At 69.5% G+C, this 22,648-nt stretch carries 10 protein-coding genes; all 10 read left to right on the top strand.

Features of this window, described 5'->3' with window-relative positions; all coding sequences use genetic code 11:
- Nucleotides 1-148: 148 nt before the first annotated feature.
- Complete coding sequence (locus GXK59_RS11725; RefSeq protein WP_237394003.1) at nucleotides 149-6,196, top strand: Ig-like domain-containing protein; 6,048 nt, start codon at nucleotides 149-151, stop codon at nucleotides 6,194-6,196.
- A gap of 91 nt (nucleotides 6,197-6,287) precedes the next feature.
- Nucleotides 6,288-7,262: an AAA family ATPase gene (locus GXK59_RS11720; RefSeq protein ID WP_160666953.1), complete on the top strand. Its 975-nt coding sequence runs from the start codon at nucleotides 6,288-6,290 to the stop codon at nucleotides 7,260-7,262.
- A gap of 66 nt (nucleotides 7,263-7,328) precedes the next feature.
- Complete coding sequence (locus tag GXK59_RS11715; RefSeq protein ID WP_160666951.1) at nucleotides 7,329-8,660, top strand: DUF58 domain-containing protein; 1,332 nt, start codon at nucleotides 7,329-7,331, stop codon at nucleotides 8,658-8,660.
- Nucleotides 8,657-11,227: a transglutaminase-like domain-containing protein gene (locus GXK59_RS11710; protein ID WP_160666949.1), complete on the top strand. Its 2,571-nt coding sequence runs from the start codon at nucleotides 8,657-8,659 to the stop codon at nucleotides 11,225-11,227. Before GXK59_RS11715 ends, GXK59_RS11710 begins: the two co-directional genes overlap by 4 nt.
- Nucleotides 11,224-12,660: an RDD family protein gene (locus tag GXK59_RS11705; protein WP_160666947.1), complete on the top strand. Its 1,437-nt coding sequence runs from the start codon at nucleotides 11,224-11,226 to the stop codon at nucleotides 12,658-12,660. Before GXK59_RS11710 ends, GXK59_RS11705 begins: the two co-directional genes overlap by 4 nt.
- Complete coding sequence (locus GXK59_RS11700; RefSeq protein ID WP_160666945.1) at nucleotides 12,657-13,706, top strand: PP2C family protein-serine/threonine phosphatase; 1,050 nt, start codon at nucleotides 12,657-12,659, stop codon at nucleotides 13,704-13,706. Before GXK59_RS11705 ends, GXK59_RS11700 begins: the two co-directional genes overlap by 4 nt.
- Entirely contained in the window at nucleotides 13,693-15,531 is a 1,839-nt protein-coding gene (locus GXK59_RS11695; protein WP_160666943.1) for an FHA domain-containing protein, read from the top strand. Before GXK59_RS11700 ends, GXK59_RS11695 begins: the two co-directional genes overlap by 14 nt.
- A complete protein-coding gene (locus GXK59_RS11690) occupies nucleotides 15,528-17,195 on the top strand; it encodes a serine/threonine-protein kinase (RefSeq protein WP_160666941.1) in 1,668 nt (555 codons plus the stop codon). The genes GXK59_RS11695 and GXK59_RS11690 overlap by 4 nt, the downstream gene beginning before the upstream one ends.
- A 29-nt stretch (nucleotides 17,196-17,224) precedes the next feature.
- Nucleotides 17,225-17,989, top strand: a complete 765-nt coding sequence (locus tag GXK59_RS11685; RefSeq protein WP_160666939.1) for a hypothetical protein — start codon at nucleotides 17,225-17,227, stop codon at nucleotides 17,987-17,989.
- A complete protein-coding gene (locus GXK59_RS11680) occupies nucleotides 17,986-22,431 on the top strand; it encodes an FtsK/SpoIIIE domain-containing protein (protein WP_160666937.1) in 4,446 nt (1,481 codons plus the stop codon). The genes GXK59_RS11685 and GXK59_RS11680 overlap by 4 nt, the downstream gene beginning before the upstream one ends.
- The last annotated feature ends 217 nt before the right edge of the window (nucleotides 22,432-22,648 follow it).

Here is a 22,648-nt window from a genome sequence, read left to right as displayed (position 1 = left end):
CCTGCCGGGGAACCACGATGCCGTCTTGAAGGAAATCTGAGCTGTGACACGTCTGCGCGCCCTGGGGTCCAAGAAGCCGGGGTCCAAAATATTCGGGTCCAACACGCTGCGCCCCCATCATCCGGTCTCAAACAAACGGCGCAGGAAGTTGCTCACCGCCACCGCCATCGCATCCGCGGCGGCGGTGCTGGTCACCGGGGCCATTATTTATCCGGGGTTCAAGACCACGGAGGTGGAGCTGAATGATGGTGGCGTGTGGGTGGTGTCGAAGTCCAAGAATGCGGTGGGCCGGTTGAATTATCCGTCGCGGGTTTTGGATGGTGCGGTGACGCCGGCGTCGGCGACGTTTGATGTGTTGCAGGATGCCGGGACGGTGTTTGTCGATGACAGTGCGGGCTCGACGTTGAACCAGGTGTCGGCGGCGCAGATGCGGTTGGGCGGGGATAAGAAGTTGCCGGGTGCCGCGGCGGTGAGTTTCGGCTCGAAGGTCGTTTCGGTGACGGACGCGGCGAAGGGCACGGTGTGGGCGCTCTCGCCCGCGACGGTGTCGGGTTTTGATGCGGAGAATTCGGAGCCGGTCCTGGCGGGGTCGGCCGGGACGGTGTCGGCGGTGGGTGCTGATGACCGGATTTACAGTGCTGATCCGAAGACCGGGCAGGTCACGGTGACGAGCGTGGATGCCGACGGCGGGCGTACGGACGCGAAGGTGAGCACGTGGGAGGGGCTTAAGGGTGCGGGGGATCTGCAGCTGGCGGTGGTGGGGGATGCGCCGGTGGTGTTGGATGCGGGCCGGGGGAAGTTGTTCCTGCCGGGCGGGCGTGAGTTGGCGCTGGCGGAGGCGCGGGATGCGAAGTTGCAGCTGAGCGGGCCGGCCGCGGACGCGGTGGCCATTGCGACGCCGAAGGCGTTGTTGCGGCAGCCGCTGGATGGTTCGACGGCGAAGACGGTGACCTTTGGCGGGCAGGGGGTGCCGGCGGCGCCGGTGCAGCTGGCCGGGTGTGTGCATGCGGCGTGGTCGGGGGCGAACAAGTATGTGCGTGAGTGCGTCAATGATGCCGATGACAAGACGGTGGATGTGCCGAAAGCGTCCGCGTCGCCGTCGTACGTGTTCCGGGTGAACCGGGACCTGGTGGTCCTGAACGATGTGAACTCCGGCAATGTCTGGTTGGTGAACCAGAACATGCAGCTGGTCAACAACTGGGACGACGTCATCCCGCCCAAGAACCAGTCCAATGACCAGGACCAGGAGTCGGCCGACAACAACACCATCAACATCCTGCCGGACCGCACCAAACCCAACCGGCCTCCGGAAACCAAGCCTGACGCCGTCGGCGTCCGCCCGGGCCGCACCACCATCCTCTCGGTCCTCGACAACGACTCGGACCCCGACGGCGATGTCCTGACGGCCTCCGTCGGCGGCAACGGCCCGACGTCCGGCAGCCTCGAGAACATCTACGGCGGCGCCGCGTTCCAGATCACCGTCCCCCCGGATGCGAAGACCGGCACCGAAACCTTCGGCTACAACGCTGCAGACGGCCGCGGCCTCTCCGCCGCCGGAAGCATCACCCTGAACGTCGTTGGCCCGGACGAGAACAGAGCACCCCTGTTCAAACGCGGCGACCCCACCACCATGCTCGTAGAGCAGGGCAAGACCGTCAGCCAGAACATCCTCACCGACTGGACCGACCCCGACGGCGACGACCTCGTGCTGATGGACGCCACGGCCGACAACGAACAGGACCAGGTCAAGGTCCGCCGCGACGGGCTGCTTACCTACCAGGACTCCGGCGCCGCGCCGGGCAAGAAATCCGTCACCGTGACCGTCTGGGACGGCCGCGCCACCACGACGGGCAAGGTCGTTGTGAACGTCCAGCCTCCCGGTGCCCTGCAGCCGGTGGTCAACGCCGACCACGTCACCGCCGTCGTCGGCCAGGACCTCGTGATCGCGCCACTGAAGAACGACGTCGACCCCAACGGCGGCGCGCTGCGCCTCGCCCACGTCGAGGCCGCCGGCACCGCGGAAATCGGCCCCGTGACCGACGGCGGGACCTTCACCTTCCGCAGTGGTACTCCCGGTCCCGTCTACCTGACGTACATCGCCAGCAATGGCCCGCAGAGCAGCCAGGGCCTGATCCGGGTGGATGTCGAATCCGGCAAGGACACCGGCAACCCGGTGGCAGTGCACGACGTCGCCCTGATGCCCGTCGGCGGCAGCGTGCTGCTGGATCCGCTGGCCAACGACTCGGACCCGTCCGGGGGAGTCCTGGTGCTGCAGTCCGTCCAGCTGCCGGAAAACTCGACCGCCTCTGTCAGCGTGATCGACCACAGCGTCCTGCGGATCACCGACGTCGTAGGCACTAACGACCCGTTCACGTTCCGCTACACGATGTCCAACGGCACCACGTCGGCCACCGGCAGTGTTTCCGTGGTGCCCGTTCCGGCTCCCGCTGTCGTCGAGGCCCCGCAGCCCAAGCCGGACGAGGTGAACGTGCGCGTCAACGACGTCGTCACCATCCCGGTGCTGGCCAACGATACCCACCCGCAGGGCGAGAAACTCACGGTGGACCCCACCTTGCCGCAGCCCGTTCCCGAAACGGACGGGAAGAGCTTCGTCTCCGAAAACACCCTCCGCTTCATTGCCGGCGCCGAGCCCCGGACGGTCCGCGCCATCTACAACGCCGTCGACCCGCAGGGACAGAAGAGCGCCGCGGCCGTCACCATCCACATCCTGCCGCTGGAGGGCGCGGAAAACTCCCGCCCGCAGCCGAAGAACCTCACGGCACGCGTCGTGGCAGGCGGGTCCGTGCGGATCCCGGTGGAGCTCGACGGGATCGACCCCAACGGCGACTCCGTCCAGCTGACCGGGATCGACAGCACCCCCGCGATGGGCACCGCCACCGTGGGCAGCAACTTCATCGACTTCACGGCGGCCGGGGACGGCGCCGGCACGGACACGTTCCGCTACAAAGTGGTGGACCGCCAGGGCGCCGTCAACACCGGCACCGTAACCGTCGGCATCGCCCCGCGCGGGGACACGAACCAGTTGCCCACCCCGGTGGATGACGAGGTCAAGGTCCGGCCCGGCCGCCAGATCGCCGTCGACGCCACCGGCAACGACACCGACCCCGACGGCGACCCGATCCGGCTCGTCAGCGACGGCATCGAAGCCGCCCCGGAACTGCAGGCAACCGTCAGCAAGCAGAGCTCCCGCATCATCCTGCTGGCCCCCGGCGCAGAAGGCACCGTCAACGTGCGCTACTCCGTGGAGGACGACCGCGGCGCCACGGCCCAGGCCGCCATCGCCGTCAAGGTGCAAAAAGACGTCCCGCTGCTGGCCCCGATCGCCCGCGACGACCGCGTAACGTCCGCGCAGACACTCGGCAGGACCGCCGTCGACGTCCCCGTCCTCAGGAACGACGAGGACCCCGACGGCGTCGGCGAGAACCTCAAGATCGCCACCGGGGCCACCACGGCCCGGCCCGGCGCCGACGGCACCATGATCGTGGAACTGACGGAGCAGCCGCAGCTGATCCCGTACACGGTGGAGGACGTGGACGGCCAGAAATCCACGGCCATCATCTGGGTCCCCGGGGTAGGCCAGCAGGTCCCCACCCTGGCCAAAGACGAGGTCATTGAACTCGTCGCCGGGCAGTCCGTCACCGTGGACCTCAAGGAATGGGTCAAGGTCCGCGACGGACGCTCGCCACGGCTGACCCAGACGGACCGGATCAAACTGATCGGTGCCGACGGCTCGGACCCGGTGGCGGGCGGCGGCACCGCGCTGAAGTACACGGCAGGGCAGGACTACGTGGGCCCCGGCTCGCTCAGCTTCGAGGTCACCGACGGGACCGGCCCGGACGACCCCGCCGGCCTGAAATCCACCCTGAGTATCCGCACCAAGGTGCTCCCGGACCCCAACCGGAACAACCCGCCCGTGCTGCTGGGCAGCCAGGTGGACGTGCCCAAGGCGGACTCCACCACCACGGACCTGGCCCCGCTGACCACCGACCCGGACGACGGGGACGTGGAGAGGATGAAGTACGAACTGGTGGGCAGTGTTCCGGCGGGCTTCGACGCCAGCATCGACGGGAAGACCTTGAAGGCCTCGGCCAAGGACGGCACCGGGGCCGGGACCACCGGAGCAGTCCAGGTCAAGGCCAAGGACACCCGCGGGCTGGAAGCCACCGCGACCTACCAGCTGAGCGTCACTGCCTCCAACCGGCCCAAACCGGTGGCCAACGATGACCTGGAATCCAACGCCGCGGCCGGCAAGCCCGTCACCGTGCGGGTGCTCGACAACGACGCCAACCCGTTCCCGGAGTCGGCGCTGAAGATCGTGTCCGTCGTGACCGAGACCGGCCAGGGCGCGGCCGCCGTCACGGGGGACACCGTGACGGTGACCCCCGCCGACGGGTTCTCGGGAACCATGATCGTGGCCTACACCGTGGCGGACAGGACCGGGGAATCCTCGCGCTACGCAACGGCACGGATCCGGCTGACGGTCAAGGACAAACCGCTCGCGCCGACCACCCCGCAGGCCGCGAGCGTGGGGGACAGCACCGCATTGCTGAACTGGACCGCTCCCGCCGACCGCGGCTCGGCCATCACCAAGTACACGGTCTCCGGCGAGGGCGGCTACAGCCAGGACTGCCCGGCCAACTCCTGCACGCTCACCGGGCTGAGCAACAACACGAAGTACCACTTCCAGGTCACGGCCACCAACGCCCTGGGCACCTCAGAGCGGTCCCCGGCCTCGGCCGAGGTGCGCCCGGACGTCAAACCGGATACCCCGGCCGCGCCGTCGTTGAAATTCGGCGACAAGCAACTGACCGTCAGCTGGGCGGCGCCGGCGTCCAAGGGTTCACCGGTCAAGTCCTACGACCTGGAAATCTCGCCGGCACCGGCCGGGCAGAACGCCCAGATCCAGAACCTCACCTCGGTGAGTTACGTCTGGAAGGGCCTGGCGAACGGAGTGGCCTACAAGGTCCGTGTCCTGGCCCGCAACGACGCCAAGGAGCCGTCCGAATGGAGCGCCTATTCGGCCGCCGAGACCCCGGCAGGCGCGCCCGTCACCCCTGCGGCGCCGAGCGCCAGCCAGGCCGGTTCCGTGGACACGCAGAGCCAGCTCAAAGTGAGCTGGGCAGCGCCGAACAATAATGGTGACCCCGTCTCGGCGTACACGCTGACGACGCTGCGCGGCGGTTCGCCCATAGCAACCCAGCAAGTGTCCGGCACCTCGCAGAACATCACGGCGGACAACTCCGAGGCCGACTACACCTTCACCGTGGCCGCCACCAACAAGGCCGGAACGTCCGGAACCAGCCCGGGGTCCGCGCCAGTCCGGGCCGCCGGCAAGCCCGGCACCGTCAATGGCGGCACCGTTGCCGCGCCGGGCAATTCCGGCGAGCTGAAGGTGACGTTTACCCCGCTGACCCAGGCCCAGCGCAACGGCTCGCAGGCCTCGGAGATCAGTTACCGCTGGTCCTCGGCTTACGGCTCCGGCCCGATCAACGCCCCGGGCGGCACCATCGGCGGCCAGCCCAACGGCAAGAATGTCACAGTCAACATCATCGCCGTCTCCACGAAGAACAACGTCTCCGGGGACGCCAAGGCCATCGGTTCCGCTGTTCCCTATGGCCAGCCGGGACGGCCCAGCCTCACGGGCGGCACGTCGGCCAAGGGCGACGGGCAGGTGCACTGGACCTGGAGCGAGCCGAACGACAACGGCCGGCCGATCAACCGGTACGAAGTGAACTACGAGGGCACCGGGTGGAAGAGCGTCGGCCTGGCCCGCAGCTACGATCACAACGCCGGGGGCTGGAGCACAAGCCGCAGCCTGAAGGTCCGGGCCTGCAACGGCACGGACGGCAGCAACGACTGCGGCTTCGACGACACCGCCACGTCCACGTCCGGGGCGGACCCGACGCCGCCGCTGTCCCAGATCCAGGTGGATGCGGCCAGCAACAACACCTGCCCCGGTAAGCCCGGCGTCAGGGACTCCTATAGCGACGGCCCACCCAGGACCTGCGGCGCGGGGTGGGTCTCACGCTCCGAGGGAAGGCTCAACATCAACTGCACCAAGGACATCTACGGCAACGGCACTCCCTGGTACCGGGTGACCCAGGGCAGCCACCCGGACTGGTTCGTCAAGTCCACCACTGTGGACCTCTTCGGTCCGAAACCCGGCGGCTGCTGATGCCTCCCACTAAACTGACCGCCGGACACGGCGGGATACCCCGCCGGCGGCACACCAAACATTCCCACCCAGAACAGAAGAGGACCAACCCATGACCATGACCACCGAACAGGCCGAATGGTTTTCCGGCACCTTCGAAAAGCTCGTCGCCAACGTCGGGCAGGCCGTCCTGGGCAAGGCCCACGTCATCCGCCTGACCTTCACCGCCATGCTGGCCGAGGGACATGTCCTCTTCGAGGACGCCCCGGGCACCGGCAAGACCTCGCTGGCCCGGGCCCTTGCGGCCACCGTCCAGGGCTCCAACAACCGCATCCAGTTCACCCCGGACCTGCTGCCTTCCGACGTTACCGGCGTGACCATCTACGACCAGAAGACGCAGAAGTTCGAGTTCCACAAGGGGCCCATCTTCAACAACATCGTCCTGGCCGACGAAATCAACCGGGCCTCACCGAAGACCCAGTCAGCACTGCTCGAGGTCATGGAAGAATCCCGGGTCACGGTGGACGGCACCACCTACGAGGCAGGCCGCCCGTTTATGGTGATGGCCACCCAGAACCCGATCGAGCAGGCCGGCACCTACCGGCTGCCCGAGGCCCAGCTGGACCGCTTCCTGATCAAGACCTCCATCGGCTACCCGGACCACGCCTCCACGGTGCAGCTGCTCGGCGGCGCCAACCTCAAGGACCGCTCCAAGGACATCACTCCCGTCATCACCACCCAGGCGATCGCGGACATGGCCGACCTCGCCGCCACCACCCATGTGGACACTGCCGTGCTGGAATACATCTCCCGGCTTTGCGAGGAGACCCGCATTGCCCCGGAGACCCGCCTGGGCGTTTCCGTCCGAGGCGCCCTCGCCATGGTCCGCGCCTCCAAGGTCTGGGCAGCCAGCCAGGGCCGCAACTTCGTGCTCCCGGATGACATCAAGGACCTGGCCGCCGTCGTCTGGACCCACCGCCTGGTGATGGATCCGGAAGCCGAGTTCTCCGGCGCCACCGCCGACGCCGTGCTGGCGCGCGTTCTCGGCGAAGTTGCCGCACCACAGCAGCGCGCCTCCGTTGCCTAAGGGCACCGGTTAGCAGCACCCAGCACCACCGGCACCCCGTCACCCAGCACGAACAAAGGCACCCATATGTCCTCCAGCACTCCGCTGACCCGGCTTGCTGACCGCCTGCCACGGCCCTTCCACCGGGACGGCAGGCCCACCCGCCTGCATCCTGCGTCCCTTTGGGCCGAGGCCGGCAGCACCGCCCGCCTCGCCCTCGCCCCGGGCTGGCGTGCCGTCCGCGCGCTCTGGCTGCGCTACGTGTGGCCGGTCCTCTCCGTGGTGAGCGTCCTGGGCTGGTTCGTGCTGGCGGCCTCGGTCCTGCTGTGGACCGTGGGCCAGGCCTTCGGCTGGCAGGAAGCCAAGGCGGCCGCGATCGCCGCGTTCGTCCTGTTCGTCCTCGCGGTCGGCTTCATCCTGGGCCGGTCCTCCTACGGCGTCGTCCTGGACCTGGCCCGGACCCGCGTGGCGGTGGGGGACAGCGCCGTCGGCAGCATCAAGGTCTCCAACACCTCCGCCCGCCCCCTTCTGCCCGCGGACCTGGAACTCCCGGTCGGCGCAGCCACCGCGGTGTTCCACTTGCCCCGAATGAAGCCCCAGCAGGTCCATGAGGACCTGTTCACCATCCCCACCGCGCGCCGCGCCGTGATCGTGGTTGGCCCCGTCCGCTCCGTCCGGGCCGACCCCCTGCACCTGCTGCGCCGCCAGGTGCTCTGGACCGAACCCGAGGACCTGTTCGTGCACCCGAAAACCGTCGCGCTGGCAGGCTCGGCCGCCGGCTTCATCCGCGACCTCGAGGGCATGCCCACCACCGACCTGTCCAGCGCCGACGTGTCCTTCCACGCCCTGCGCGACTACGTGCCCGGGGACGACCGGAGGCACATCCACTGGAAGACCACCGCCCGCACCAACAAGCTCATGGTCCGCCAGTTCGAGGAAACCCGCCGCGCCCACCTCGCCATCTCGCTGTCCATCAACACGGACGAATACGCCTCCGAAGAGGAATTCGAGCTGGCCATCTCCGCCGCCGCCTCGATCGGACGGCAGGCGATCCGCGAACAGCGCGACCTCGACGTGCTGACCCAGAAAGGCCCGCTGCGCTGCGAAACCGGGCGCAACATGCTCGATGACATGACCCGGATCGTCGGCGCACCGCAGCGCAAAACCGCCGTCGACCTCGCCCGGAGCCTCGCGGACACCGTCCCCAACGCCTCCGTCGTATTCCTGGTGGTGGGCAGCAACGTCACCCCCACCCAGCTGCGCTCCGCCTCGTCCTCGGTGCCGATGGGCGTCCGCAGCCTCGCCGTCCGGCTCCAGTCCGGCGCCGCCCCGGCCCGGGCCAACATCGGGGACCTGACCGTACTGACCCTCGGCGACCTCTCTGATCTGGCCATCGTGCTGAGAAAGGCGGCAGCATGAGCACCGCAACAACGCCACGCCGCCGGAACAACACACCGGCCGCGAAGCGTTCCGGCACACCTTCCGGCTTCGCCGGGGGCCAGCCGGCCTGGCATCCCGCGCTCGACGCCGGCGCCCTCACCGTGCTGCTCGGCCTCGGCGTGCTCGGTTTCAGCCTCAGCTTCGGCGGCGACCCGTACTACCTGATCGCAGGCTTCGGCGGCATCCTGCTGGGCCTCGCCCTCGCCGCGGCCAACGTGCACTTCCGGCTTGGCCTGCTCATCAGCAGCGCCCTCACACTCGGCGTGTACCTCGTGTTCGGCACCGCCCTGGCAGTCCCGGAGGCCTCGATCGCCGGCGTCCTGCCCACCCTCGACTCACTGCGCACGCTGCTGCTGGGGGTCGTGTTCGCCTGGAAGGACATGCTCACCGTCGGCGTCCCGGTCGGCACCGCCGGCGGGACCCTGATTGTGCCGTTCCTGAGCTCGCTCCTCACCGCGCTGGCCGCCGGGCTGCTGATCTGGCGGCTCAAGAGCCCGTACTGGCCGCTGCTGCCGGTGCTGGTGCTGTTCATCACCGGCATCGCCTTCAGCACGAACGCCGGATTCCTGACCGTGGAACGCGGCATCTCACTCACCGTGGTCGCCATCGCCTGGGCCACCTTCCGCCGCGACGCGCTCCGCCGCAGCGACACCCGCAAGGTCTCCGTCAACCGGCTGGAGACGGATGAGGCCACCGCCCGCGCCGCCACCCTGCGCCGGCTGGGCACCGCCGCCGCCGTGATCGCCATCGCCATCGGAATCACCGCCGTCGCGTCGCCCCTGGTCACCGCGGGCGACGACCGCCGGGTGCTGCGCAACACGATCGTTCCGCCGTTCGACCCCAAGGACTACGTCACCCCGCTGGCGAGCTTCCGGAACTTCGTCAAGGACAAAAAGGACGACAACCTCTTCGTCGTCAAGGGCCTGCCCAAGGACGCCCGGGTGCGGCTCGCCGCGCTCGACTCCTTCAACGGCACCAACTACAACATGGACCCGAACGGCTCCGGCAGCTTCAGCAAGGTGGGCGACGCGAAATCCATCAACACCCTGGCGGACGCCGGCGGGATCGTGCCCAGCAACAACTATGCCCTTGACATCACGATCGAGGACTACCAGGGCTACTTCCTCCCTGGCGGCCGCAGGACCACCGGCATCAGCTTCGCCCGCGACGGCTCCGGCGCGGCCTCCGGCCTGTACTTCAACGCCGGCACGGACACGGCAGTGACCACCAAGGGACTGGCGAAGGGCGACTCCTACCGCGTCCAGGTGGCCGACCCCGCCACCCTGGAACACGGGCAGCTGACGCAGTACGACTTCGCCAAGATCTCCCTGCCGGACCCCGCCGAGGTGCCGCCCGTCATCGGGTCCCAGGCGAACGACCTCGCCGCCGACGCCCCCACGGCCATCGACCGGGTCCGCCAGGTCGAGGCGCACTTCCAGCAGAAAGGCGCCTTCAGCAACGGCCTGATCGCCGACGGCCAGCTCCCCAGCGTCTCCGGCCATGGTGCCAACCGCATCCGGAGCCTGCTCACCGCCAAGCAGATGCTCGGCGACGACGAACAGTACGCAGTCGCGATGTCGCTGATGCTGCGCCACCTTGGCATCCCCTCCCGCGTGGTCATGGGGTTCTACCCGGATCCCAAGAGCCCGGAAAACGGCGCCGGCGAAGTGCAGATCACCGGCAAGGACGTCCACGCCTGGGTCGAAGTCGCCTTCGACCGCGCCGGCTGGGTGTCCTTCGACCCCACCCCGCCGAAGGACAACGTGCCGATCCCGCCGGATCCGGAGAACAAGTCCAAACCCAAGCCGCAGGTGCTGCAGCCGCCGCCTCCGCCGCAGGAGCCCGCGGACCTTCCGCCGGACTCCTCACCGGATGCGCTGGATGCCGACGAGAAGAAGAACAACCCCTGGCTGTTCTGGGGCCCTCTCCTGACGGCGATTGGCCTCGCGCTGATCCCGGTCGGGATCCTGGCGCTGCCGCTGCTGCTGATCGCCCTGCTGAAATCCCGGCGCCGGAAGGCCCGCTTCAGCGACGGCCCCCCGACGCAGCGCGTCGGCGGCGGCTGGAACGAAGTCGTCAGCCTCGCGACCGACCTCGGCGCAGGTGTGGACAGCCGCGCCACCCGGCGGGAGTCCGCCGTCGTACTCGCCGACGCGTTCCCGGCCGCCCAGGGAACCACCACGCTGCTCGCCCACCGGGCCGACGCCGCAATCTTCGGTGCCGGCCAGCCGAGCGAGGACCAGGTGCGGCAGTACTGGGAGATCGTGGACGGCTCGCTCAAGGAGATGACCGGAACGCTCGGGTTCTGGGGACGGCAGCGGGCCCGGTTCTCGCCACGCTCCCTGCTGGCCGACGGCCGGGCCGTGCTCACAGCCGGGGGCCTCAAGCTGCGCCTCCCCGGGAGGAAACGCGCCGCGCCCGCAGGTCCGGAAACGCCGGCAGGTACAGTGGAGTCCGGCCCGGCGGCAGCAGCCCACCCTGATGCGGCCGCCGGCACCGCAGCCGACGCCAGCCAGCCCGCCAGGAAGAACCACCACGAGCCATGACCGACGACGCCGAACGCTGCCCGCGCTGCCAGCAGCCGCTCCGCCAGGGGGCTGCCTTCTGTACCTCCTGCGGCACGCCGCTGAGCAACCGTTCCGCCCGGAACGCCCGCAATGTGCGGGAGCTGCCCCTCGCCCCACTGATCCCCGGTAGTATCCCGGTAACGCAAGGCCCGGCCACGGGCCGCGGACAAGGGGGAGGTCCTTCCAAGCCGAACAAGCTTGAGCTGGTACCCGCCGCTGCCGGAAAGCGGCTGGGTGCCGCCGTCCTGGACTGGCTGCCGCCAGTCGCCATCCTGACAATCCTGCTGGCGATCGGTGCCGCCGGGATCACCAGGAGCCAAAGCGGCGGCTTCATCGTGTACGACACGTCGTCCCTGGTGCTGTTCGGCGGTATCGGTGCGGGCCTCACGGTCATCTACACCGTGGTTCTTGCCACGCTCGAAAGCCGTTCCGGCGTGACCCCCGGCAACAGCCTCATGGGCATCCGCAGCACTGATGCTGACGGCTTCGCGCCGGGCGGGGGAGCGGTGTTCCTCCGCGGCCTTATCACCGGCGCCGGCGTGCTGCTCGCCGTGATCGCCACCGCGGCCGTCATGATGTTCCAGTGGTTCGGCATCGCCCTCCTGGTGCTGGGGCCGCTGGTGTTCCTGGCCGCAGCCTGGGCTGTCGTCGTGGTGCTCTCCAGCTCCTGGGACTCCAACGGCAAGCTCCGCGGCTGGCACGATACCGCCGCCAAGACCCTCGTCTTCGATGTGAAGGCCGGCCGCAACCCGATCACCACCGGCGGCATCCAGGGCCCGTACAGCTTCGCGCCGCTGGACCTTCCTCCGGTCCAGCAGGTCGCCTCGCCGCTGGCGGGGGCCCTGGCCGCAGCTCCGGCCGTACTCCATCCCCACCAGCGGCAGCCGGCTGCAGGCGTGCAACCGCCGGTCGTTGTGCAGCAGCCCGCCGCCGCACATCGCGCAGCCGCGCAGCCTTCGGTTCCCCAGCCGGCGTCGTTCGCGCCGCCCGCCCGGACTGCCGCCGTTCCGCCGGGCACCCACCCCGACGACGACCACGACCGCACCCAGGTCCGCGGCGACACGCACGCCCCGGTCACCGTGGCGATGCTCCGGATCCGGCTGGACGACGGCCGCGACATCGAGCTGGACCGTACGGTGCTGGTCGGCCGGAACCCCGCCGGACACCCCGGCGAGGACCCGGTGCAGCTCATCCCGGTCGCGGATCCCGGCCGTTCCATTTCCAAGACCCACCTCCATCTGCTTGCCGGAAACGGGGGCGTCTGGGTGACGGACCGCAACTCCACCAACGGCAGCGCCGTCACCACCCCGGACGGCATCCGTACCGCCCTCGCGGCGGGGGAGCCCACCCACGTCCGCCCAGGTTCCACCGTGCACTTCGGTGACCGCTCCTTCTACCTAGGACAGGCATGATTCCCCAGCCGGCCGCCGTTCCCCCCTCAGCCAACTCCGACGCCGGACCCGTGCCGGCGCCCGACGGTTCCTCCAGCAGTTCCTCCAGCGGTTCCTCCAGCAGTTCCTCCAGCCTCCGGCTCAACTGCGGCTACGGCACCGACCGTGGCCTGCGCCGCGAAATGAACGAGGACTCCTTCATTGCCTCCGACCCCGTCTTCGCGGTCGCGGACGGCATGGGCGGGCATGAGGCCGGGGAGATCGCCAGCGGCATCTGCGTCCGCACGCTCGCGCGGATCCCGCAGCTGGCGAGCGGGAAGCGGGACGCCACCGCCGGCGTCGTGCAGGAGCACCTGCTCATGGCCGACGAAAGCATCCGCGAGGCCACCGGAGCCCGCGCCGGCACCACACTCTCCGGCGTCGTGGTGGTGGAGCAGATGGGCGCGCCGTACTGGCTGGTCCTCAATATCGGCGACTCCAGGACCTACCGCCTCAGCCACGGCCAGCTCAGCCAGGTCAGCGTCGACCACTCCGAGGTCCAGGAGCTCGTGGACGCCGGGCAGATCAGCCAGGCGCAGGCTGCCGTGCACCCGCGCCGGCACGTCGTCACCCGTGCCCTTGGCACCGGCGACGAGATCGAGGCCGACTACTGGCTGCTGCCCATCGAGGAAGGCGACAGGATCCTGGTCTGCTCCGACGGGCTCAACGGCGAACTCGACGACGAGCACATCTCCAATATCCTCCGTTCCCACGCGGACCCGCAGGCGGCCGTGGATGAGCTCATCCAGGCGGCCCTGCGCAGCGGCGGCCGGGACAATGTCACCTGTATTGTGCTCGACGCGACGGATGTCAGCGACGACGACGGCGCCGCCCGGACAGCGCCGCGCAGCGCCGCCGCAGCGGAGGACGAGGACACCCTGCCCCGCACGGACGCACTGGAGTTGGCCCCCAACGGGGAACTGGCGTCTGAGGACCGGATTGTCGAAGGACAGGCTGTGGACGGCCAGGCTGTTGCAGGACAGGCTGTTCAAGGACAGGGCAAGGACGCGACTGATGTCAGGAAGTAACCCCGCCGCTGCTGCGCGTTACACCCCTGGCAGCTGGCTCGGTGTGGTGCGCTCCGGAACCGTGGTGCTCCTGCGCCCGGACAGTTCGCCTGCCCTGGTCCAGTCACTGTGGGAACTCCTCGCCACCGTCCCCGAAGCGCACGAAGTGCTCGACGCCGTGTCCTCGGCCTCGGGCGGTTCGCTCGCCCGGCTGCCGTGGTTCGCGATTGTGGCCAACCGGGGCTCCGTGCAGGCTTTCCTGCGCGGCGGGATCGACCTCACCGTGGACCTGCCTTCCGGCCCGGTGGACCTGAACGGCCGCGACGTCACCACCTGGACGGAACGGCGCTTCGCGGCAGCTGACGGATTCAGCCTGACCGTTCCCGGCGCCGAAGCCGCGGGGGCGCCCGGCGCTGCCCTGGACCTTCCGCTGGCCGACGGCGTGGTCCTGCTCCAGGGCCTGCGGGTGGACCTCACCGGAGCCGCCGCACGCGAACCCTCCCTGAGTCTTCCGGCAGCTGCAGTTCCGGCAGTTGCAGTCCGGGCGGCGGCAGAAGAAGTGGCAGCGCCGGACGACGACATCCTGGCGGCAGCCGAAGCCGACATTGCAGCCGAAGCCGGGAACGCGGCTGAACTGAGCGAGCACGGGGCGTCGTCGGCGACCGTACTTGAGTTCCCCGGCGAGGACCTCGAGCTGGACGGGACCCTGCACGAGGAACCCGAGCCGCTCACTGAACCTGAACCGGAACCGGAAGAGGAACCGGAACCGGAACCGGAACCGGAACCGGAACTGGCCGGGCATGAGCCGGAACCGTCCGGGCCGCAGGAGCCGGCGGCTCCGGAGACGGCCGACCAGGAGCCAACCGGCACCTACGACCACCTCTGGGAACAGACGGTGATGCGGAACATCGAAGACGCGGCCGTCCGCGAGGATCCCGACGCCGACGCCGAACCCGCTGCCGGGTCCGCCAGCGCCGACCCCGCACCCGAAACAGCGCCCGATCCGGAGCCGGTGGCAGCGCTGGAGGCTGCGGAACCCGAGGCCGCTCCTGCTCCCGCGCCGCCCGCGGCACCACGCCCGCCGTCCACCGGGCTGATCGACTCCGTCCCGTGGCACACCGGCGGCGACCGTGCCTCGTCGACCGCGTCCCGGACGCCCGGGTGGCCGGCCCCTCCAACAGCACCTTCACCGCTGCCGGCCGCACCGCTGCCGCCGTCGGCCCCGCAGGCGGGTGTCCCGCAGCGTGTCCAGCTGTCGGCCGCGCTGCCGGAAACCGACGCCGACCACGACGGCCAGACGATCATGAAGGGCGATCTCGCGGGACCCGGCGCGCTGCCGGACGGCGCAGCGCGACCGTCCACCGGGCCGGCTGCGGCACCGGCCACCGGACCCATGGTGCTGGCACGCGTCTGCCCGCAGGGCCATGCCAACCCCTCCACCTACGCCCAGTGCGGCCGCTGCGCCCAGCCGTTGCCCGGCGAAGGCGTCCAGGTCCGGCGGCCCCGCCTGGGCCGGATGCGGCTGTCCAGCGGCGAACTGGTCGACCTCGACCAGTCACTCATCGTGGGACGCCAGCCTTCCGTGTCCCGCGTCCAGGGCGGGGTGATGCCCAGACTGGTCCAGGTGGCGAGTCCCAGCGGGGACATCTCCCGCTCGCACGTGGAGGTCCGGCTCGAGGGCTGGCACGTCATGCTGTGCGACCTCAAGGCGACCAACGGCACCGTCCTGATCCGTGAAGGCCAGCCCCCGCGCAGGCTCGCCCAGGGCGAGATGGCCATCCTGCTCGACGGCGACATCGCAGAAGTCGGCGACGGCATCTCGCTGCGCTTTGAGGAGATCCCGTGAGCTCAAAACGGCCCGTAGCCCCGCCGCCAGTCATTCCGGGCTTCACCTACATCAGCCTGCTCGGCTCCGGCGGCTTCTCCGACGTCTACCTCTACGAACAGGACCGGCCGCGCCGCAAGGTCGCCGTCAAGGTGCTGCTTTCGGACCTGAAAACCGAAGGCGCCCGCCGCCGCTTCGAATCCGAAGCGAACCTGATGGCCCAGCTGTCCTCGCACCCGTACATCGTGACGATCTTCGAAGCCGAGATCACCGACACCGGGCACTCCTACCTCGCCATGGAGTACTGCTCCCGGCCCAGCCTGGACGTCCGGTACCGGCGGCAGGGCTTCAGCGTGGATGAGGTCCTCGCCGTCGGTATCCAGGTGGCGTCCGCCGTCGAGACCGCCCACCGGGCCGGGATCGCACACCGCGACATCAAGCCCGCCAACATCCTGGTTACTGACTACAACCGGCCGGCCCTGACCGACTTCGGCATCTCCGGCACCCTCGCCGGGGACGCCGATGAGGACGCTGGCATGTCCATCCCGTGGTCCCCGCCGGAGCAGTTCACCGGCCACCACGTCGACGGCGTCCTGGTGGACGTCTGGGCCCTCGGCGCCACGCTTTACACCCTGCTGGCCGGGCGGTCCCCGTTTGTGCTGCCGGGGGCGGACAACTCCCAGCGTGAGCTGATCTCCCGGATCACCAACCGGCCGGTGCCGAAACTGGGCCGCGCCGATGTGCCGGAATCCCTGGAACTGGCGCTCTCGACGGCGATGGCCAAGTCCGCCTCCTCCCGCTACTCCTCGGCGCACGCCTTCGCCCTGGCCCTTCAGCGGATCCAGGCCGAACTGAACCTCTCCGTGACATCGTTCGAAGTCCTGGAGGAGCCGCGCGCCGAGGAAAACCACCCGGATGACGGCTTCGAGGAAACCCGGGTCCGCAGCGTCGCCTCGATCGACCCGGACGCCACCGGCAACGTCCCGACTTTCCCGGCCAGGTTCCCCGGCACGGACACCAGTTCCACGGTCGACAACGCCACAACCTACAACGGGGCCGCCAACAACGGGGCCGCCAACAACCTCGCCACCGTCCAGCGCCCGCCGGCGATGCCCGCCTTCGACGCGCCGGGGAGCGCCGGTCCTCCTGCCGGCGCCGCCGCCCCCGACGACGACCTCGCGGCCACTGTCAACCGCTCCAGTGCGGCGGCCCCCGCAGGCGGCCCGGACGACGGCGCGGGGGAGCACCCGGCCGGCCACGGCCGCCGCAACCTGCTGCTCTCGGTCGTCGGCGGCACCGTCCTGGTGGCCGCCGTCGTCCTCGGAATCGTGGCGGGCACCACCCGGCCCGGGCCGGCACCGAAAGCCACGGACCAGGTCAGCAAACCGCCCGCGGACGCGCTGGACAACGGCACCGTCCCGGACGTCACCGCGCTGGCAGGGGTGGCCGGCCCGGCCGGAAAGGTCAGCTTCACCTGGACCAATCCGCAGCCCAAACCCGGCGACAGCTACAAGTGGCGGGTCCACACACTCAAGGGCGACGGCGACTACCAGTCATCCGCCGGGCCGGCCGCCGAGATTGCGGCGAATCCGGCCGAACCCAGCTGCATCCAGGTCATGATCGTCCGCAGCGACGGGGCATCCTCGCCGCTGGGACCGGATTCCATCGCCTGCGTCAGCAAATAGCACCAACGAATTCCAGAAAGGCACGGCATATGGGGGATCTGGCAATAGATTTTTGCGGCGAGTGGCATGAGCCCTCGGACGAGGACGTCTTCAGCATCGGCCGCGAAGGCGACCTTGAGGTGGACGACAACCCGTACCTGCACCGGCAGTTCCTGCAGATCGCCCGCTATGACGGCATCTGGTGGCTCAGCAACGTCGGCAGCATGCTCTCCGCAACCATCGCCGATGCCTCCGGCGGGATGCAGGCGTGGCTCTCGCCGGGCGCCCGGATTCCGCTGGTCTTCAGCCACACCAACGTCATTTTCACCGCCGGTCCCACCACCTACGAGTTCGCCGTGCACCTGAGGACCCCCGCCTTCCGGCAGGAATCCCGCGACGAGGACAGCGGCGGCGACACCACCATCGGCCCGGTGATCTTCACCGACTCGCAGAAGGCCCTGATCGTTGCCCTCGCCGAACCCATGCTGCGCCGCGAGGGGACCGGCTTCAGCGCCATCCCGTCCTCGGCTGAGGCCGCCAAAACCCTGGGCTGGGCCCTGACCCGGTTCAACAGAAAGCTGGACAACGTGTGCGACAAACTCGACAAGGTCGGAGTCGCCGGACTGCGCGGCGGCGGCGGAAAACTCGCCACGAACCGCCGCGCGCGGCTTGTGGAACACGCCGTCACCTCACACCTCGTCACCCCGGCGGACCTGCACCTGCTTGAAAAGCACAACGCTGAAAAGCACAACGCTGAAAAGCACAACGCTGATAATCCGGCCGCCCCTGACCTGAACGGAACCGCCAAAGCGTGAGAATCCGACTGACGCTCCGCCGCGACCCGGCCGACGCCAAAGACCTCGCCGTCACCGTTGACGGACTCGCTACGGTGGCGGACATCGCCACCCAGCTCTGGGCCGCCGACCCCGCCCGGCGGGGGACCCCGCCGCCGTCGAACCTGTCCCTCAGCATCGAGGAAGCCTTCGCCGCCGGCGGCATGAAGGGCACCATCCTGGACCGCACGGACAACCTGCTGGAATCCGGACTCCGGCCCGGCTCCATCGTCTCTCTGACGCAGCTGAGCGAGCAGTTCGCGACGCCCGGCGTGAGCCGGGGACCCGCGGCGGCGACGCTGCGTGTGCTGTCCGGGCCCGACGTCGGACGCGAATTCTCGCTGCCCTCGGGCACCAGCTACATCGGCCGCGGCCGCGACGTTGATGTCCGGCTCACGGACCCCCTCACCTCCAAGCGGCACGCCCGCATCACGGTCGGCGAGACGGTCGAGATCGTGGACACGAATTCGGCCAACGGGCTGCTGATGGACGGGCTGCCGGTCACCCGGGCCATGCTGAACTCCTCGGACACCGTGGCCCTGGGCGACACGACCGTCTCCGTGGTCTCGCTCGGCACCGGGCACAGCTCCGCGCCGAGCTCCCCGCTGATCGACTTCAACCGCTCGCCGCGGGTGGTGCCGCGCTTCGAGCAGCAGAAACGGATGCTCCCGGCCGGGCCCAAGCGCCAGGAGCACCATGCCTTCCCGTACATCATGATGCTCGCGCCGCTGATGATGGGCGGCATCCTGTTCGCCGTGACGCAAAACGTGCTCTCGGTCGTGTTCATGCTGATGATGCCGCTGTTCATCGTGGGCCATTACGTGGACCAGAAGCTGCAGGCCAAGCGGGAACGCAAGGAACAACTCAAGCAGTTCCGCGAGTCCATGGCCGCGTTCCGGACGGACATCACCCGGCTGCAGAACGTGGAGCGCTCGGTCCGGCTGCAGGAAGCACCCTCGGTCAGTGACACCGTGGACTCAATCTACAAGCTCGGCCCGCTGCTCTGGACCCACCGTCCCGAGCACACCGGCTTCCTGGGCCTGCGCTTCGGCCTGGGCACGGCGCCCTCGCGGATCCAGTTCGAGGAGCCCGGCAACAACGAGACCGAAGCCGAATACATGGTCGAAATCCAGCAGTGCCTGGCCCAGTTCCGGGACGTCGAAGGTGTGCCGATCGTCTCGCAGCTGCGCTCCGCCGGCTCCTTCGGCCTCGCCGGTTCCCGCGGCCTCGTCGACGACGTGGCCCGCGGCATGGTCCTGCAGCTCGTGGGCCTGCATTCGCCCGCGGAAGTGGTGGTGGCCGCCATCACCTCGGCGCAGTCGAAGGAACGCTGGGAATGGTTGCAGTGGCTCCCGCACGTCGGCTCCGGCCACAGCCCGCTCAGCGGCGACCACCTTGCCGCCGGCCCCGCGGGCGGCTCGGCCCTGCTGTCCCGGCTGGAGGACCTGATTGACCAGCGGGAGGCTTCCTCCCGCACCCCGCACCCGGCCCTGCGGCCCGGCGTCGACCCGCTCAGCTCCGATCTCGCGGAGCCGCTGCTGCCCACCGTGCTGGTGGTCGTCGAGGACGACGCCCCGGTGGACCGCGGCCGGCTCACCCGGGTACTCGAGCGGGGACCGGATTCCGGGGTGCACGTGATGTGGGTGGCTTCCTCCGTGCAGCAGCTTCCGGCCGCGTGCCGGGACTTCATGGCCGTAGACGGCGAGAACGGCACCACCACCGGACAGGTCCGGCTCGGCCGGCACACCTTCCCGGTGAGCTGCGAAAGCCTCGACGCCGGCCTCGCCGCCCAGCTGGCCCGGATGCTCACCCCGGTGGTCGACGTCGGCAAGCCGTTGGAGGACGACTCCGACCTGCCGCGTGCCGTCTCCTACGCGACCCTGATCGGCAAGGACTTCCTGGACAACCCGGCGGCCGTGGCCGAGCGGTGGACCGAAAACAACTCGGTCCGTGCCTCCGCCGTGCCCAACCGCAAGGACAACGGCACGCTCCGGGCCCTGGTCGGTTCCAAGGGCATCGAGCCGCTCTACCTCGACCTCAAGAACGAGGGCCCGCACGCCCTCGTCGGCGGCACCACCGGCGCCGGCAAGTCCGAGTTCCTGCAGTCCTGGGTGATGGGTATGGCCGCGGCCTACAGCCCGGACCGGGTCAGTTTCCTGTTTGTCGACTACAAGGGCGGTGCCGCGTTCGCGGACTGCCTGCACCTGCCGCACACTGTGGGCCTGGTCACCGACCTCTCCCCGCACCTCGTCCGCCGCGCCCTGACCTCGCTGCGGGCCGAGCTGCACCACCGGGAGCGGCTGCTGAACCGGAAGAAGGCCAAGGACCTGCTGGAACTCCAGCGTGAAGCGGACCCGGACGCGCCGCCGTACCTGATCATCATCGTCGACGAGTTCGCGGCCCTCGCCACCGAGGTGCCGGAGTTCGTCGACGGCGTGGTCGACGTCGCCGCCCGCGGCCGGTCCCTGGGCCTGCACCTGATCCTGGCCACCCAGCGGCCCGCCGGCGTGATCAAGGAAAGCCTGCGCGCCAACACCAACCTGCGCGTGGCGCTGCGGATGGCCGACGAGGACGACGCGATCGACATCCTCGGCGTGCCCACGGCGGCGTACTTCGACCCCGCCATTCCCGGACGCGGCGCCGCCAAGACCGGCCCCGGCCGGATCCAGGGCTTCCAGACCGGCTACGCCGGCGGCTGGACCACGGAGAAGCCGCAGCGGCCGCAGATCGAGATCGTCGAGATGGCCTTCGGCTCCGGCCCGGCCTGGGCCGCCCCGGCGCCCGAGACCCCGGTGAAGGAGGAAGCGGCGGGCCTGAACGACATCGCCCGGATGACCGCCAACATCATCAGGGCCGCCGACGTGCTCTCCATCGAGCCTCCCCGCAAACCCTGGCTGGACGAACTCGCCACCACCTACGACTTCTCCAGGCTGCCGAACCCCCGGACGGACGAACGCCTGCTCCTCGGCGTCGCGGACGATCCCGCGCACCAGGACCAGCCCACCGTGTTCTACGAGCCGGACCGGGACGGGAACATGGCCATCTACGGCACCGGCGGCTCGGGCAAGTCCGCGGCCCTGCGCGGCATCGCGATCGCCGCCGCGGTCACGCCGCGCGGTGGCCCGGTGAACGTCTACGGCATCGACTGCGGCTCCTCGGGGCTGAAGATGCTCGACGGGCTGCCGCACGTCGGCGAGATCATCAACGGCGACGACGTCGAACGCGTCGGCCGGCTGCTGCGCTGGCTCCGCGACCTCGCCGACGACCGTGCCGCCCGCTATTCGGAAGTCCGCGCGTCGACCATCGTGGAGTACCGCACCCTGGCGGACCAGCCGGCGGAAAAGCGGATCTTCGTGCTGGTGGACGGCATGTCCGCCTTCCGTGAGGCCTACGAGTACAGCAAGCTTTCCGCGCTGTGGGATATCTTCCTGCAGCTCGCCACCGACGGCCGTCCGCTCGGCATCCACCTCGTGATCAGCGGGGACCGGCCCAACTCGGTCCCCGCGTCGCTGCTGGCCTCGATCCAGCGCCGGCTGGTGCTGCGCCTCTCCTCCGAGGACGACTACCTCTCGATGGACGTGCCCAAGGATGTCCTGGGCCAGGCCTCGCCTCCGGGACGCGGCCTGCTGGGCAACCTCGAGGTGCAGCTCGCGGTGCTCGGCGGCAACTCCAACCTGGCCGTGCAGGCCCGCGAGGTCCACAAACTTAGCGAGGCCATGCTGCGCCAGAGCGTGGAGCGGGCCCCGCAGATCGAGCGCCTGCCGGACCAGGTCGACCTCGACATCCTGCCCGCCGGCAGCCCGGACCTGCCGGTCATCGGTGTCGACGATGAGACGCTCCAGCCCGCCGAGATCCTGGCCAAGGGGCCGCTGCTGCTGGCAGGCCCGCCCGGGGCCGGCCGCACCGTCGCCCTGGTGACCCTGGCCTACGCGCTGCGCCGGTCCAACCCCGGCGTCGAACTGATCTATGTTGGCTCGCGGCGCTCCGCGGCGGCTTCCCTGAAGCTCTGGGACCGCTCCGTGGTGGGCGCGGACGACGTCGAGGAAACCATCGACGAGCTGGTGGACTACTCCACCGGCACGCCGGGCAAGCTCGCGATCTTTATCGAGGGCCTGACCGACTTCACCAACACGGGCGCGGAATCCGGGATCGAACGGCTCGTCACGGCCTCGATCAAGGCCGACCAGTGGGTAGTGGGCGAATCCGAGACCTCCACCTGGTCCTCGGCCTGGTCCCTCGCGCAGCCGTTCAAGTCCGGCCGCCGCGGCCTCCTGCTCAACCCGGGCGACATCGACGGCGACAGCCTGCTCAGCACCTCGCTGGGCCGGATCAGCACGGACTTCGTCCCCGGCCGCGGGTACATCGTGGGCCGCGGCAAGGTCCGCAAGCTCCAGGTCGCGCTGCCTCCGGAGAACCGGAACTAAGCGGGACCGGAACTAACCACCCAGTTGGGTTCGACACCCACTGTTCTCCGGGTGTTGCGACGGCCATCGCCCGTTGAGGGGAAAGGGCCCGGGCCCGAGGCGTAGAGTGCGAATATCACGTCCGGCACGGGTCTCCCCGGCGCGTGTCGGCACGAACATTTTCACCGTGCAAGCAACCAGTGCACGCAACCAGTGCACGCTCACAAAAGGAGACGAC

The organism is Pseudarthrobacter sp. ATCC 49987 (assembly GCF_009928425.1).
Lineage (GTDB): Bacteria > Actinomycetota > Actinomycetes > Actinomycetales > Micrococcaceae > Arthrobacter.
The sequence above is the reverse complement of the archived record's forward strand: the minus strand, read 5'-3'. Positions and strand labels throughout refer to the sequence as shown.